Source organism: Streptomyces sp. NPDC015532, from assembly GCF_043078065.1.
Lineage (GTDB): Bacteria > Actinomycetota > Actinomycetes > Streptomycetales > Streptomycetaceae > Streptomyces.
The window spans coordinates 80,544-94,232 of the sequence record NZ_JBIBSY010000017.1 but is presented as its reverse complement, the minus strand read 5'-3'; the positions used below and the strand labels follow the sequence as shown (position 1 = coordinate 94,232).

The 13,689-nt window shown below is 70.8% G+C and carries 14 protein-coding genes; 11 read left to right on the top strand and 3 right to left on the bottom strand.

Annotation, left to right across the window (positions count from 1 at the left end; all coding sequences use genetic code 11):
- The first annotated feature begins 297 nt into the window (after positions 1–297).
- From ACF07B_RS36000 to ACF07B_RS35980, 5 genes are all read left to right on the top strand, one after another.
- Positions 298–1,383, top strand: coding sequence for an S-(hydroxymethyl)mycothiol dehydrogenase (locus ACF07B_RS36000; RefSeq protein ID WP_369485352.1), 1,086 nt, complete (start codon positions 298–300; stop codon positions 1,381–1,383).
- Positions 1,383–2,012: an MBL fold metallo-hydrolase gene (locus ACF07B_RS35995; RefSeq protein WP_369485351.1), complete on the top strand. Its 630-nt coding sequence runs from the start codon at positions 1,383–1,385 to the stop codon at positions 2,010–2,012. Before ACF07B_RS36000 ends, ACF07B_RS35995 begins: the two co-directional genes overlap by 1 nt.
- Positions 2,013–2,170: 158 nt before the next feature.
- Complete coding sequence (locus ACF07B_RS35990; protein WP_392181992.1) at positions 2,171–3,097, top strand: SDR family oxidoreductase; 927 nt, start codon at positions 2,171–2,173, stop codon at positions 3,095–3,097.
- 61 nt (positions 3,098–3,158) lie between these two features.
- The gene (locus ACF07B_RS35985; RefSeq protein WP_384242347.1) at positions 3,159–3,965 is read left to right on the top strand and encodes an SDR family NAD(P)-dependent oxidoreductase; all 807 of its coding nucleotides are present in this window, start codon (positions 3,159–3,161) and stop codon (positions 3,963–3,965) included.
- Positions 3,966–4,023: 58 nt separating this feature from the next.
- A complete protein-coding gene (locus ACF07B_RS35980) occupies positions 4,024–4,377 on the top strand; it encodes a VOC family protein (RefSeq protein ID WP_369485348.1) in 354 nt (117 codons plus the stop codon).
- A gap of 44 nt (positions 4,378–4,421) precedes the next feature.
- On the opposite strand, the gene ACF07B_RS35975 is transcribed toward ACF07B_RS35980, so the two are convergent.
- Positions 4,422–5,822 (bottom strand): pyridoxal phosphate-dependent decarboxylase family protein, encoded by a 1,401-nt coding sequence (locus ACF07B_RS35975; RefSeq protein ID WP_392181991.1) that lies wholly within the window; start codon positions 5,820–5,822, stop codon positions 4,422–4,424.
- Between the two features lie 261 nt (positions 5,823–6,083).
- Between ACF07B_RS35975 and ACF07B_RS35970 the strand changes: the two genes are divergently transcribed.
- Complete coding sequence (locus tag ACF07B_RS35970; RefSeq protein ID WP_384243388.1) at positions 6,084–6,779, top strand: L,D-transpeptidase family protein; 696 nt, start codon at positions 6,084–6,086, stop codon at positions 6,777–6,779.
- Between the two features lie 71 nt (positions 6,780–6,850).
- A complete protein-coding gene (locus tag ACF07B_RS35965; RefSeq protein ID WP_328673211.1) occupies positions 6,851–7,042 on the top strand; it encodes a hypothetical protein in 192 nt (63 codons plus the stop codon).
- 77 nt (positions 7,043–7,119) lie between these two features.
- On the opposite strand, the gene ACF07B_RS35960 is transcribed toward ACF07B_RS35965, so the two are convergent.
- Positions 7,120–8,505 (bottom strand): S1 family peptidase, encoded by a 1,386-nt coding sequence (locus tag ACF07B_RS35960; RefSeq protein ID WP_369485345.1) that lies wholly within the window; start codon positions 8,503–8,505, stop codon positions 7,120–7,122.
- 186 nt (positions 8,506–8,691) lie between these two features.
- Positions 8,692–10,044, bottom strand: a complete 1,353-nt coding sequence (locus tag ACF07B_RS35955; RefSeq protein WP_369485344.1) for an NAD(P)/FAD-dependent oxidoreductase — start codon at positions 10,042–10,044, stop codon at positions 8,692–8,694.
- A 259-nt stretch (positions 10,045–10,303) separates the two neighbouring features.
- Between ACF07B_RS35955 and ACF07B_RS35950 the strand changes: the two genes are divergently transcribed.
- From ACF07B_RS35950 to ACF07B_RS35935, 4 genes are all read left to right on the top strand, one after another.
- Complete coding sequence (locus ACF07B_RS35950; protein ID WP_392181990.1) at positions 10,304–10,939, top strand: HAD family acid phosphatase; 636 nt, start codon at positions 10,304–10,306, stop codon at positions 10,937–10,939.
- A 55-nt stretch (positions 10,940–10,994) separates the two neighbouring features.
- Positions 10,995–11,381, top strand: a complete 387-nt coding sequence (locus tag ACF07B_RS35945) for a PPOX class F420-dependent oxidoreductase (RefSeq protein WP_392181989.1) — start codon at positions 10,995–10,997, stop codon at positions 11,379–11,381.
- Between the two features lie 377 nt (positions 11,382–11,758).
- The gene (locus tag ACF07B_RS35940) at positions 11,759–12,736 is read left to right on the top strand and encodes a polysaccharide lyase family 1 protein (RefSeq protein WP_369485341.1); all 978 of its coding nucleotides are present in this window, start codon (positions 11,759–11,761) and stop codon (positions 12,734–12,736) included.
- Positions 12,737–12,774: 38 nt separating this feature from the next.
- Positions 12,775–13,581, top strand: a complete 807-nt coding sequence (locus ACF07B_RS35935; protein WP_392181988.1) for a pectate lyase — start codon at positions 12,775–12,777, stop codon at positions 13,579–13,581.
- The last annotated feature ends 108 nt before the right edge of the window (positions 13,582–13,689 follow it).

Genomic DNA, 13,689 nt, shown 5'->3' with positions numbered 1-13,689 from the left:
GCCCGACAGGCTTCGCGGCTCTGCGAAAATTACCCCCGGGGGTATGCGTCCACGGTAGCAGAGGTACCCCCGGGGGTATCTGGAAGCCGCTGGTGACGCGCCTCTCCCCGCCCTCGTCCGTGGTCCGGGCCGTGGCGTCTGCCTCCGGCCGGGCGGGGTGCGCGGCGCCACCGTCCGCCACGGGTCGGCCGTTCGCGGCACCGGGACCGTGGCCGCGGCGGCCACCTGGCCTTCTACCGGCCCGTCACCCCGTAGGGTCGGTTGACGGAACGTCGACTCAGGGAAGGGCTTACTCACATGGCGCAGGAAGTGCGGGGCGTGATCGCACCGGGCAAGAACGAGCCGGTGCGCGTCGAGACCATCGTCGTGCCGGATCCGGGGCCGGGCGAGGCCGTGGTGAAGATCCAGGCCTGCGGGGTCTGCCACACGGACCTGCACTACAAGCAGGGCGGAATCAACGACGACTTCCCGTTCCTGCTCGGCCACGAGGCGGCCGGCATCGTGGAGTCGGTCGGCGACGGCGTCACGGACGTCGCGCCCGGCGACTTCGTCATCCTCAACTGGCGCGCGGTGTGCGGACAATGCCGCGCGTGTCTGCGTGGACGTCCCTGGTACTGCTTCGACACCCACAACGCGAAGCAGAAGATGACGCTGACGGACGGCACCGAGCTGTCCCCGGCCCTCGGTATCGGCGCCTTCGCCGAGAAGACGCTGGTCGCGGCCGGACAGTGCACCAAGGTCGACCCCGCCGTCTCCCCGGCGGTGGCCGGACTGCTCGGCTGCGGAGTGATGGCCGGCATCGGGGCCGCCATCAACACGGGCAACGTCGGACGGGGCGACACCGTCGCCGTGATCGGCTGCGGCGGCGTCGGCGACGCGGCGATCGCGGGAGCCCGGCTCGCGGGCGCGGCGAAGATCATCGCCGTGGACATCGACGACCGCAAGCTCACGACCGCCGAGAAGCTCGGCGCGACGCACACCGTCAACTCCCGGTCGACCGACCCCGTCGAGGCGATCCGCGAACTCACCGGCGGGTTCGGCGCCGACGTCGTCATCGACGCGGTGGGCCGCCCCGAGACGTACCGGCAGGCCTTCTACGCCCGCGACCTCGCCGGCACGGTCGTCCTCGTCGGTGTGCCCACCCCCGACATGAAGCTCGAACTCCCCCTGATCGACGTCTTCGGCCGCGGCGGCGCGCTCAAGTCGTCCTGGTACGGCGACTGTCTGCCCTCCCGCGACTTCCCGATGCTGATCGACCTCCACCTCCAAGGACGCCTGGATCTCGGCGCGTTCGTGAGCGAGACGATCGCCCTGGACGACATCGAGGCGGCCTTCGAGCGGATGCACCACGGCGACGTGCTGCGCTCGGTGGTGATCCTCTGATGGCCGCGCGCATCGAACACCTCGTCACCTCGGGCACGTTCGAGCTCGACGGCGGCACCTGGGAGGTCGACAACAACGTCTGGATCGTGGGCGACGACCACGAGGCCGTCGTGATCGACGCCGCCCACGACGCCGACGCCATCGCCGAGGCGGTGGGCGACCGCCGCCTGCGCGGGATCGTGTGCACCCACGCCCACAACGACCACATCGACGCCGCTCCCGCCCTGGCGGAGCGCACCGGAGCCACCATCTGGCTCCACCCCGACGACCTGCCGCTGTGGAAGCTCACCCACCCGGACCGGCTGCCCGACGCCTGGCTCCAGGACGGGCAGGTGATCGAGGCCGCGGGCACCGATCTGACCGTGCTGCACACCCCGGGCCACGCCCCCGGCGCGGTCTGCCTCTACGACCCGGGCCTTCGCACGCTGTTCTCCGGCGACACCCTCTTCCAGGGTGGCCCGGGGGCGACCGGCCGGTCCTACTCCCACTTCCCGACGATCGTCGCGTCCATCCGCGACCGGCTGCTCACCCTGCCCGCCGACACGGTCGTACGGACGGGCCACGGCGAGACGACCACGATCGGGGCGGAGGCTCCGCACCTTCAGGACTGGATCGCACGCGGCCACTGACATCCGGCCACCGTGCCGGGCGGACGTCCGTCTCCGCCGCGCGGCGACACGGTGAAGCCGCCATGCGGATACCTGACAGAAGATGTCCGGCTTCCGAGAGAGGCTCGTAGGGACACGCGGGCGAGCGCCCGTGGACGCCACGAGCACGGAGGTCGGACATGTCAGGGCCGTCGGAAGGCACACTGCGGGACAGGGTCGCGCTGGTGGCGGGCGCGACCCGGGGCGCGGGACGCGGAATCGCCGTCGAACTGGGCGCGGCCGGCGCCACCGTCTACGTGACCGGCCGCAGCACACGGGAACGGCGCTCGGAGTACGACCGCCCGGAGACCATCGAGGACACCGCGGACCTGGTCACCGCGGCGGGCGGACGCGGCATCGCGGTCCCCACCGACCACCTCGTCCCGGCCGAGGTGGCCGAACTCGTCGCCCGGATCGCGGACGAACAGGGCCGTCTCGACCTCCTCGTCAACGACATCTGGGGCGGCGAGAAGCTCTTCGAGTGGGACGCGCCCGTCTGGGAGCACGACCTCGACAACGGACGCCGGATGCTCCGGCTCGCCATCGAGACCCACGCGATCACCAGCCACCACGCGCTGCCCCTGCTGCTGCGCACCCCCGGCGGCCTGGTCGTCGAGATGACCGACGGCACCGCGGAGTACAACCGGGACACCTACCGGGTCTCCTTCTTCTACGACATCGCCAAGTCCGCCGTCCTGCGCATGGCGTTCGCCCTCGGGCACGAACTGGGCCCGCGCGGGGCCACCGCCGTGGCGCTGACCCCCGGCTGGCTGCGCTCGGAGATGATGCTCGAAGCCTTCGGCGTGACCGAGGAGAACTGGCACGACGCCGAGGCGAACGTGCCGCACTTCGCCATCTCCGAGACGCCGTTCTACGTGGGGCGCGCGGTCGCCGCGCTGGCCGCCGATCCCGAACGAGCGCGCTGGAACGGGCAGTCCCTCTCCAGCGGGCAGCTCGCCCAGGTGTACGGCTTCACCGACCGGGACGGCAGCCAGCCGGACGCCTGGCGCTACATGGTCGAGGTGCAGGACAAGGGGAAGCCGGCGGACGCGACGGGGTACCGCTGACGGACGGCGGGTCCGGGCCGTCCCCTGTCGCTGTCACGATCATGGAGGTACCTTCCCAGCCATGACTGCGATGAGGCGCTTCGAGGGACACGGGGTTCTGATCACGGGCGCGGCCCGCGGCATCGGCGCGGCGACCGCCCACCGCCTGGCCGCGGAGGGCGCTCAGGTCCTCGTCACCGACGTGGACCCGGACGAGGCCGGGAAGACCGCCGCCGCAGTGCGTGAACTGGGCTCGCGGGCCGAGGCGTTCACCTGCGACGTGGGGCGCCGGGACCAGGTCGAGGCGGCCGTGGCGTACGCCGTGGACACCTTCGGCTCGCTCGACGTCCTGGTCAACAACGCCTACCGGTGCAGCCCCGACGCCCCGCTCTTCGAGGACGAGAGCGACGAGTCATGGGCCCGTGATCTCGACATCACCCTCACCGGCGCCTACCGCTGCGCCCGCGCCGCGCTCCCGCACCTGGTCGCCTCCGGCCGCGGGGCCATCGTCACCATCGGCTCCGTCAACGGCATCCAGGACTTCGGCAACCATGCCTACAGCGCGGCCAAGGCGGGACTGATGTCACTCACCCGCACCCTGGCCGGTCACGCCGCCGATCGGGGTGTCCGAGTCAACCTGGTGGCGCCGGGAACGGTCCGTACCACGGCCTGGGAGGGCCGCGAGGACGATCTGGCCTCGGCGGCCCGGCAGTTGTACCCGCTCGGCCGGGTCGGTGAACCAGAGGACATCGCGGCCGCCGTCGCCTTCCTCGCCTCCCGCGACGCGTCCTGGATCACCGGGACGACCCTGTGTGTCGACGGCGGCCTGCTGGGCGTCAACAAGAGGTTCCGGCAGGCGATCGGGGGCGAGGGCGAAGAGGCAAGCTGAAGCAGGCTCCAGGTGTGGTGCCGGTCCGTCCGGCGCCCCTGCTGACAGGATGGCCCCCATGGAACGTGTGCTTGGAATCGGCGGATACTTCATGCGCGCCGCCGACCCGGCGGCCCTGAGCGCGTGGTACCGCGACTGCCTGGGCCTGGACGCCGACGAGAACGGTCTGTGGCGCCCGGAAGCCGGGCCGACCGTGTTCGCGACCTTCGAGTCCGGAACCGACTACTTCGGGTCCCCCGCCCAGCGGACCATGCTCAACTTCCGCGTGCGCGACCTGGACGCGATGCTCGCGCAACTGCGCGCCCGGGGAGCCGACGTGGCGGAGGAGACCCAGGACATGGACGGCGTCGGCCGGTTCGGCTGGGTCACCGACCCGGAAGGGAACCGCGTCGAGCTGTGGCAGCCCGCCTGACGCGAGGACCGACGACCGCCCCGTGACCCATGCGCCGCCGGCCGTCACATGCGCGGCTCCGTGCGGTGACGCGCGACGGCCGCGAACACCCGGTCCGTGTCCGCCTCGGACGTACGCCAGTTGCTGAAAGCGGCCCTCAGCCCGTGGGTGCCGTCGTAGCACGTCGGCGTCACGAACGCCTCGCCCGAGGCGGCCACGGTGTCGGCCAGCGCGCGCACCCGCCGCTCGGTCGGGTCGTCGGCGAGGGTGAAGCACACGACGTTCAGCCGCACCGGCGCGAGCAGCCGCAGTCCCGGGGTACGGCCGATCCGCTCGCCCAGCCGCCGGGCGAGCGCGATGTTCCGCTCGACGATCTCGCGATGCCCCTCGCGCCCGTAGGCCGCCAGTGAGAACCAGGCCGGGAGCGCGCGCAGCCGGCGCGAGTTCTCCGGCGTCAGGTGCAGGAAGTCGGGGTCGGCGCCGGGAAGGCCCAGATAGGGCGAGGCGTTGTGGAAGACCCGGACCTGGAGGTCCTGACGACGGGTGAACTGCACGGCCGCGTCGTAGGGGACGTTGAGCCACTTGTGCAGGTCGACACAGACGGAGTCGGCGGCGTCCAGGCCCGCCACCAGTGAGGAGTACGCGGGCGACAGCGCGGCGAATCCGCCGAACGCCGCGTCGACGTGCAGCCAGAAGTCATGGCGTTCCCTGAGCGCGGCGATGGCCCGCAGATCGTCGAAGTCGACCGTGTCGACGGTCCCGGCGTTCGCCACGACGACGGCCGGACGCCCGTTCAGCGCGGTGAGCGCGGCGTCGAGGCGCTCGACGTCCACGGCCTCGCGGTTGCCGGGCAGCACCGGCACCCGAAGCAGGCTGTTCCGGCCGAGGCCGAGGATCGACAGGGCTTTGGTGATGCTCGAATGGGGGCGGCCCGACAGCACCTCCACCGGACCGAGCGCGCCGGCTCCGTCGTCCGCGACCGACACGCCCCGGCGTTCGCCGAGCCATTCCCGCGCGATCGCGAGCCCGACCGTGTTCGAGACCGTCGCGCCGCTCACGAACGCTCCGTGGTGCTCCTCGCCGAGCCCGAACAGCTCACGCAGCCAGCCCAGTGTCTCGTGCTCCAGCGCGCTCGCGAAGGATCCGGTGGCGCCCGAGACGTTCTGGTCGTAGGCGCTGGTCAGCCAGTCCCCGGTGAGCGAGGCGGGCGTCGCGCCGCCGGTGACGAACCCGAGGTAGCGCGGGCCCGCGGAGCCGGAGAACCCGGGTGCCCAGCGTCCGGCGAACCGGGCCAGGGCGCCCTCGGCACCGGCGCCCCGGCCCGGAAGCGGATCGGGGACGGGCGCCTTGCCGAGCCGGGCGACGGGACGGCCGTCGAGGCCGCTCACCTCCTGGACGGCGAAGTCCCGGGCGGCCTGGAGGATTTCAGGGAGACGGCCGAGGTCGTCGGAGAGCGCGGGATGCATGACGGCAGCCTAGAAGGAACGCCCGTCGAACAAGCGGTCCACTTCGCGGAAAGCGGACCGGTTCGGAGCGGATGCGCAGCCGGGTCCCGCCGGTTCGGCCGGTCCGGCGGGACCGGGGTGATGGCGCGCCGCCGGGGGACCGGTGCCGTCACAGCGAGGAATGTCACTGTTTCGTGCCTGTCTGACTAGCCGTACAACGCAATACCCTCTAGGACGGTCTAGCAGGCAGACAACACGATGGACACAACAGGAAGGTCCGCCATGGGGGACATACGCAGGCGGGGAGCTGTCGCGCTCGGACTCACCGGACTGGTGGCACCGCTCACCCTCGCGCTGGGCGCGACGCCCGCCCAGGCCGCGAGCTGCACGACGGCCGCCGGCCCGTACCAGAAGCAGGTGGAGAAGTTCCTCGGCCGGCCCGTCGACGGCCGGCAGTCGACCACCGACTGCAAGGCGATCCAGGCCTTCCAGAACAAGCACGGCATCACCCCGAACATCGGGTACGCGGGCCCTGTCACCTGGGGCGTGATGGACCTCATGAACAAGCAGAAGGCCGTGGGGACCAACCCCAACCGGGACGGCAAGTGTCCGGTGAACAAGGGCCGTATCGCCTGCGTCAACCTCACGCTCCAGCTCAGCTGGATCCAGGACGGCAGCCGCCTGGTCTACGGACCGGTGCCGGTCCGCACGGGCAGGGACGGCTACGAGACCCGCACCGGCCTGAAGAAGGTCTACTGGCGTGACATCGACCACGTGTCGAGCATCTACAACGTGGCGATGCCCTACAGCCAGTTCTTCGACGGCGGGCAGGCCTTCCACTCGGTGGGCCTCAGCATGTGGAATCCGCCCGGCTCGCACGGCTGCGTCAACATGACCTCGACGACGGCCAAGAAGTACTGGTCGCTGCTCAAGAACGGCGACGACGTCTCCGTGTACGGCCGCAAGCCCGGCACGTGAGTGACGAGCTTCACGGTCCGGTATGTCGCTCCGTGGGCCTTTACTCACATCATCTTCACGTCAAGGGCCGTATGCTTCACGCCATGTGCACCACTCTTGACAACGACACTCAGCGATCCGCTGCCGAAGTCAACGAGGAGATCCGGGCTCTCTGGTTCCGGGCAGGTGGGTCGCTGAACATGGACGAGCGGCGTGAGTACCAGCGCCTCGTCCTGGAGTGGGCGAAAGCCGCCCCGTCGTCCTCGGCGACCCAGGCCGCCTGACTCTCCGCCTCCGGCAGGGCTCCCCGTTCCCGGGGAGCCCTCGCCTCGCGTCCCGGCACCGACCTCCGGTGGCCCGCTCAGCCCCAGCTCTGTGAATACTGCCGCCGGTAGGCGTTGCGGTCCTGCTCGGTGCGGATGAAGCGGGTCGCCATCAGCGCGATGACGCTTCCCCCGATGACCAGCAGGCCGGGGCCGACGTTCTGCGGGTCGGTGAGCTCGGAGATGAGCGTCTGGGCCGTCCCCGTCTCACCCACCGCCTCGACCGCGCCCGGAGCCGCCGAACCAGGCGACCCTCCCTGCGAGGCCATCGCCGACGCGGACGGGGCGACGGACGGCTGGGCCGCACCGCCGGCGCCCTGCGCGGGCAGACCCGCGAGCGTCACCCCCAGCGCCGTCAGCGCCTTCGTGACGGGCTGGAAGAACGTCGTACCACCGCTCTTGCAGTCCCCGTTGCCGCCCGAGGTCACCCCCAGCGCGATGCCTTCGGAGAACAACGGGCCGCCGCTGTCGCCGGGTTCGGCGCACACCGTCGTCTCGACCAGCCCGGTGACCGTGCCCTCGGGGTAGTTGACCGTCGCGTTGAGCGCGGTCACCTTGCCGTCGCGCAGCCCGCTGGTGCTGCCGCTGCGGAAGACCCGCTGGCCCACCGCCGGATCGGCGGCGCCGGTGATCCGTACGCCGTTGCCGCCGCCGATGGAGACGACGTTGCTCCCGGCCGAGGTCTGCTGCCCGTTGTCGTACTGGATCAGCGAGAAGTCACTGCCGGGGAACGCCGTGGTGACCGTGCGGCCCACCTGCTGCTTGCCGGTGTTGTCGGAGAACCAGACCGATCCGGCGGGGCCGCAGTGTCCGGCCGTGAGGATGAACTCGCTCTGGCCGTTGGTCACGTTGAACCCGGCCGAGCAGCGCCCGCCCGTCGAGAAGATCGCCTGTGCGCCGTTCACCCGCGTGGTGAACGTGCCCTGGGTCCGCTGCATCCGCACCGAGTCGCCGATGCCGTGGGCCAGTTTCGTCATGCTCGACCAGTCGGTGGCGGAGACCGTGCTGTCGGCCTGTACCACCACCTCGTTCTTCGTGTAGTCCACCGCCCACGCCGTGCCCGGCACGCGGGGTGCCGAACTGAGCGTCTGTGTCGCGGACTTGAGGTCCTGCAAGCTGTGGCTCACGACCTTCGGGCGAGCACCCGCCCGCTTCACCGCGTCCGCGGCGTCCGCGTCGGTGACCGCGACGACGGGACGTCCGTCGGCGGCTATCCAACTGCCGGCCGTGCGCGAGGTACCCAGCCGGGACACGAGTCCGGCACCCGTGTCCGCCGCGACCCGCGCCGAACTCGCCGTGGTGCCCGACGCGTCGGAGGGTTCGCTCGCCACGGCGCGCGTCACCATGAACCCCCCGCAGAGCAGCCCGCCGACGGCCGCGAGGCGCGCCCCCCGTTGGACGAACCGTCGTCGTGCGTGCCTCATGCGTGGGCTCCCGAAACCGTACGGAGCGGCGGCCCCGCCGCCGAAGGCCCCGGTCGAGGGCCCTCCCCTCATACGTGCGCCCCGGCCCCCGCGTTCACCGCCCCTCGGAGCTCTCGCACAGGTGGCCGGTTCACGTCGGGAACGGCCGGGATCAGGAGCGCGCGGGCGCTCCTGATCCCGTGAGGCCTACACGCCCGCGCCGATTCGGGCGGCCACCTCGTCCCGGGTCAGATACACATCCGTCCGTTCGAAGTCCCGCAGGGTCCCCTTGCGGTCCGCGAGGAAGCCGGTGCGGACGAAGTCGTCGCCCGCGACGGCGTTGAGCAGCCAGTTGGCACTCGTACGGAACCGGGCGGCGCCCGTGCGCAGGGCGTACAGGTGGTATCCGCGGGCCACGAGCTGCGCGGGCGCGCCCTTGAGGCCGATGCCGAGCGGCTTGGACACGGCGTCGTGGCCGCCGAGGTCGACGACCAGACCGAGGTCCTTGTGCCGGTAGGGCAGGGTGGGCCGGCCGCGCAGCTTCGCCGCCAGGACCTTGGCCGCGTGCCGGCCCTGCCGGGCCGCGTGCTGGGCGGTCGGCGGGCAGGGAGAGCCGTCGCCCTTGGCCAGATCGGGCACCGCCGCCGCGTCGCCCAGCGCGAACACCCCGTCGAGTCCCGGCACCCTGAAGTCCGGCTCGGTGACGAGCCGTCCGCGCACCGTCTCCGCGCCCAGCGAGTCGACCAGCGGACTCGCCGCGACGCCCGCGGTCCACACCAGCGTCCGCGAGGGCAGCACCCGCCCGTCGGTGAGGGTGATCTCGTCCTTGGTGACCGAGGCGACGGAGGTGCCCAGCGAGATCTGTACACCGCGGTCGCTGAGCATCCGCATCGCGCTCGCGCCCAGTTTGTCCCCCAGCTCGGGCAGCAGCTTCGGGGCGACGTCGATCAGATGCCACTTGATGAGACCGGGGTCGATGCGGGGGTGGTAGCGCCGTGCCGCCGCGGTGGTCAGGCGCTGGAGACAGGCCGCCGTCTCGGTGCCCGCGTATCCGCCGCCGACCACCACGAACTGGAGTCGAGCGGCCTGCTCGTCGGGGTCCGAGGTGGCCGCCGCCAGGTCGAGTTGGGCGATCACGTGGTCGCGCAGATACACGGCCTGGGCGAGCGTCTTCATCCCGCGCGCCTCCTCGGCCAGCCCCGGGATGTCGAAGGTGCGGGTCACGCTGCCCGGAGTGAGCACCAGGTAGTCGTAGCGCAGATCGACGAGGTCTCCGGTGATCTTCCGGACCACGCACACCTTGGCTTCCGGGTCGACACCGATCACTCCGCCCGGTACCAGCGCGGTGCGGGGCAGGATCCGGCGCAGCGAGGGCGCGACGGACTGAGGTGTGACGACACCGGCGGCGACATGGGGCAGCAGGGGCAGATAGAGCTGATAGTCGGAGGGGCTGATCAGGGTCACCCGGGCCTCGCCCGGGGTGAGCGTCCGCTCCAGGCTTCTGGCGGCCTCGACCCCGGCGAATCCAGCGCCGACGATGACGATGTTCGGTCCTTGCATCAGAGCAGCCTCTTTCCACTGGTGTCAGCCGCGAGCCCAGGCTCACACGGGTCGCGGACGCGTGCCACTGCACCGCCGCGTACCCCGAAGCGCCCGGGGCACGATCTCTACCGATCGGTAACTACCTCTTCCCCCTCCGTACACGGGCTGCCAGGATCATGTCCGCCACGGCGACGGTCACGGGCACCGTCGCCGTCGCGAGGTATGGGCTCGGCCAACTCATGCGATTCGACCGGCAGATGAGAAAAAGGGGACAGGCATGACGAGACACGGTGTGGTGCGCAGGATGGGCGTGGTGTCGGCGGTCGTGGCGCTCGGGATCGGAGGGACGGCCACGGCGGCCGGTTCCGCCGTCGCGGCCCCGGCGCGGACGGCCGCCAGTGCCTCCGCGACGGCCGGTGTCGACTACGCCACCTGGCAGAACGACGTCCAGGCCGTCATCGACCAGGCGGTGCCGTACGTCGAGCAGCGCACCGCGAACGCCGGCGGCCAGAAGCTCGCGGTCGTCTTCGACATCGACAACACCACGCTGGAGACCGACTTCCACCCCTGGTACGAGCTGCCCACCCCGGCCGTCAAGGCCTCGCTCGCCCTCGCCCGCTACGCGCACTCCCGGGGCGTGGCCGTGTTCTTCGTGACGGCTCGTCCGGGCATCATCGCCAGTGAGACGAAGTGGAACCTGAAGTGCGTCGGCTACCCGGTCGACGGACTCTACGTGCGGGATCTGCCGGACCTCTTCGGTGAGGTCGGCGCCTACAAGACCGGCAAGCGCGCGGAGATCGAGTCCCTCGGCTACACGGTCATCGCGAACATCGGCAACAACACCACCGACCTGGTCGGCGGACACGCGGAGCGCACGTTCAAGCTGCCGGACTACGACGGCGAGCTGTCCTGACCCGGACGGCTCGGGCTCCGAGGGGGCCGTGGACCGCCCGGCATACACTTCCGCCATGGACGAGGCCTCGCTGGACGCGCTGGGATCGGGCAAGTACCTGCTGATCACCAGCTATCGCAAGAACGGCACGGGGGTCGCCACACCCGTGTGGGTGGTGCGGGACGGGGCGGCGCTGGGCGCCTGGACCGTCGCGGACAGCTGGAAGGTGAAGCGCATCCGCAACCGTGCCGACGTCCTGGTCGGTCCGTGCGACGTGCGCGGCAGGCCGACGGGGGAGCCGGTCGCCGGCACGGCCGAGATCGTCGACGCGGCGGAGACGGCCCGCTATCGCAAGCTCATCGCCCGCAAGTACGGCGTGACGGGCCGTCTCACCCTGTTCGGCAGCCGTCTGCGCCGCGGCGAGAGCGGCACGGTCGGCATCCGTATCACCCTGTCCCCGTGACGTAGTCCGACGTGAGGACGGCTTTCGAGCCGTGTGCCGTATCCCGGGAGGGCGCCGAGGGCGCCCTCCCTTTCGCATGCCCGCCCCGCCTTCCGCGGCGGCCCGGGTTCGCGGCCGATACGGGAGTTGGCCGGATGAGTGCTGCCGGAAGCGTTGACTAGAAAGCGCTTACCGCCTACGTTCCCGTTCAGCAGCGTGACCCGTGTGTGACATCTCGTATACGAGACATCAGATCTCCGAGCCGCACCACCAGGGCAAGTCGTCAAATCCCGCTCGCTCCAGTTCCAAGAACGTCATGTCGCGCACGCCACGTTGTTCAGATACAGGCACAACATCCGTGTACATGTCCACAGTCCACTCTGAAGGGACACCGTCGCATGCGTACTCGCCCCCCACGCAAGCGCTCCCGCCTGGCCCTGCTGACGGCCGGGGCCGCCACCCTGGCGGTCACCACCGCGCTCGTACTGCCGCAGTCGGCCGGAGCCGCCGAGACCGCGCCGGTCGGCTTCGGCGCCGGAACCACCGGTGGCGGCGGCGCGACCGCCGTCACCGTCACGACACTCGCCGCGTTCAAGACCGCCGTCACCGGTGACACGGCCAAGGTCGTCAAGGTCAGCGGACTGATCTCGCTCAGCGGGCAGGTCGACATCGGCTCCAACACCACGGTCCTGGGCGTCGGTTCGGCTTCCGGGTTCACCGGCGGCGGACTGCGCCTGAAGAAGGTCACCAACGTCGTCGTCCGCAACCTGAACATCAGCAAGCCGGTCGCGCCCGCCGACGGGATCACCGTGCAGGCCTCGACGAAGGTGTGGATCGACCACAACGCCTTCTCGTCCGACCGCGACCACGGCAAGGACTACTACGACGGCCTGCTCGACATCACTCACGCCTCCGACTACGTCACCGTCTCCTGGAACACCTTCAAGGACCACTACAAGGGCTCACTCGTCGGCCACAGTGACAGCAACGCCAGTGAGGACACCGGGCACTTGCGGGTGACGTACCACCACAACTGGTTCAACAACGTCAACTCCCGCATCCCCAGCCTCCGTTTCGGCACCGGACACGTCTACGACAACTACGTCGTCGGCGCCGACACCGCGGTGCACTCCCGGATGGGCGCCCAGATGCTCGTGGAGAACAACGTGTTCCGGAGCACGGCGGTCGCCGTCACCACGAACCGCGACAGCGACGTGGACGGCTACGTCAACCTCACCGGCAACGATCTCGGCGGAGCCGCGACCGAGATCTCGCAGGTCGGCACGTTCACGAAGCCGCCCTACAGCTACACCGCCGAGCCGGCCTCGACCGTCGTCGCCTCGGTGACGTCCGGCGCGGGCACCGGAAAGCTCTGACGTACTCCACCACCCCCACAGGAAGAAGGCATCCGGACATGACGTCATCAGCACGTCCGCGCGCCAGGCGGCGCGCCCTCACCGGCACCCTCGCCGCACTCGGCCTCTCGGCCGCCATGGTGATGGCCGACGGCGCCCTGACACCGGCGAGCGCGGCCACCTGGCCCACCGCGACCGGCACTCAGGCCGTCTCCTCCACCATCTCGGTCTCCGGTACCAAGGACTACGGGATGAAGCGTCTCTACGGCACCGGCGACCTGGGCTCGGACAGCCAGGACGAGGACCAGGGGCCGATCCTGGAACTCGCGGCGGGCACCGTCCTGAAGAACGTCATCATCGGCGCGCCCGCGGCCGACGGCATTCACTGCCTGGGCAGTTGCACGCTCCAGAACGTCTGGTGGGAGGACGTCGGCGAGGACGCGGCGACGTTCCTCGGCTCCTCGTCGTCCAACGTCTACACCGTCAGCGGCGGTGGCGCGAAGGCGGCCAGCGACAAGGTGTTCCAGTTCAACGGCGCCGGAACGCTGAACGTGTCGAACTTCGCGGTGCAGACCTTCGGCACGTTCGTCCGGTCCTGCGGCAACTGCAAGACGCAGTACAAGCGGACGATCAATCTCAACAGCATCGAGGCGACCTACAAGGGAAGCAAGCTCGTCGGCATCAACACCAACTACGGCGACAGCGCGACCCTGAAGTCCATCAAGATCGTCGGGGACAGCAGCAAGAAGATCGTCCCCTGCCAGAAGTACATCGGCAACAACACCGGGGCGGAGCCGACCACGAACGGCAGCGGCCCCGACAGCACCTACTGCAAGTACGCGACGTCCGACATCACCTACCGCTGACGGCCGTCGCCCGGCGGCGGGGCCCCCCCCCCCCGGACCCCCGGGCGGCCACCCCCCGCCCGCCCGGCCGCCCCGGCCCCCCAGCCCCGCCCCCCGGGCCCCCCGGCC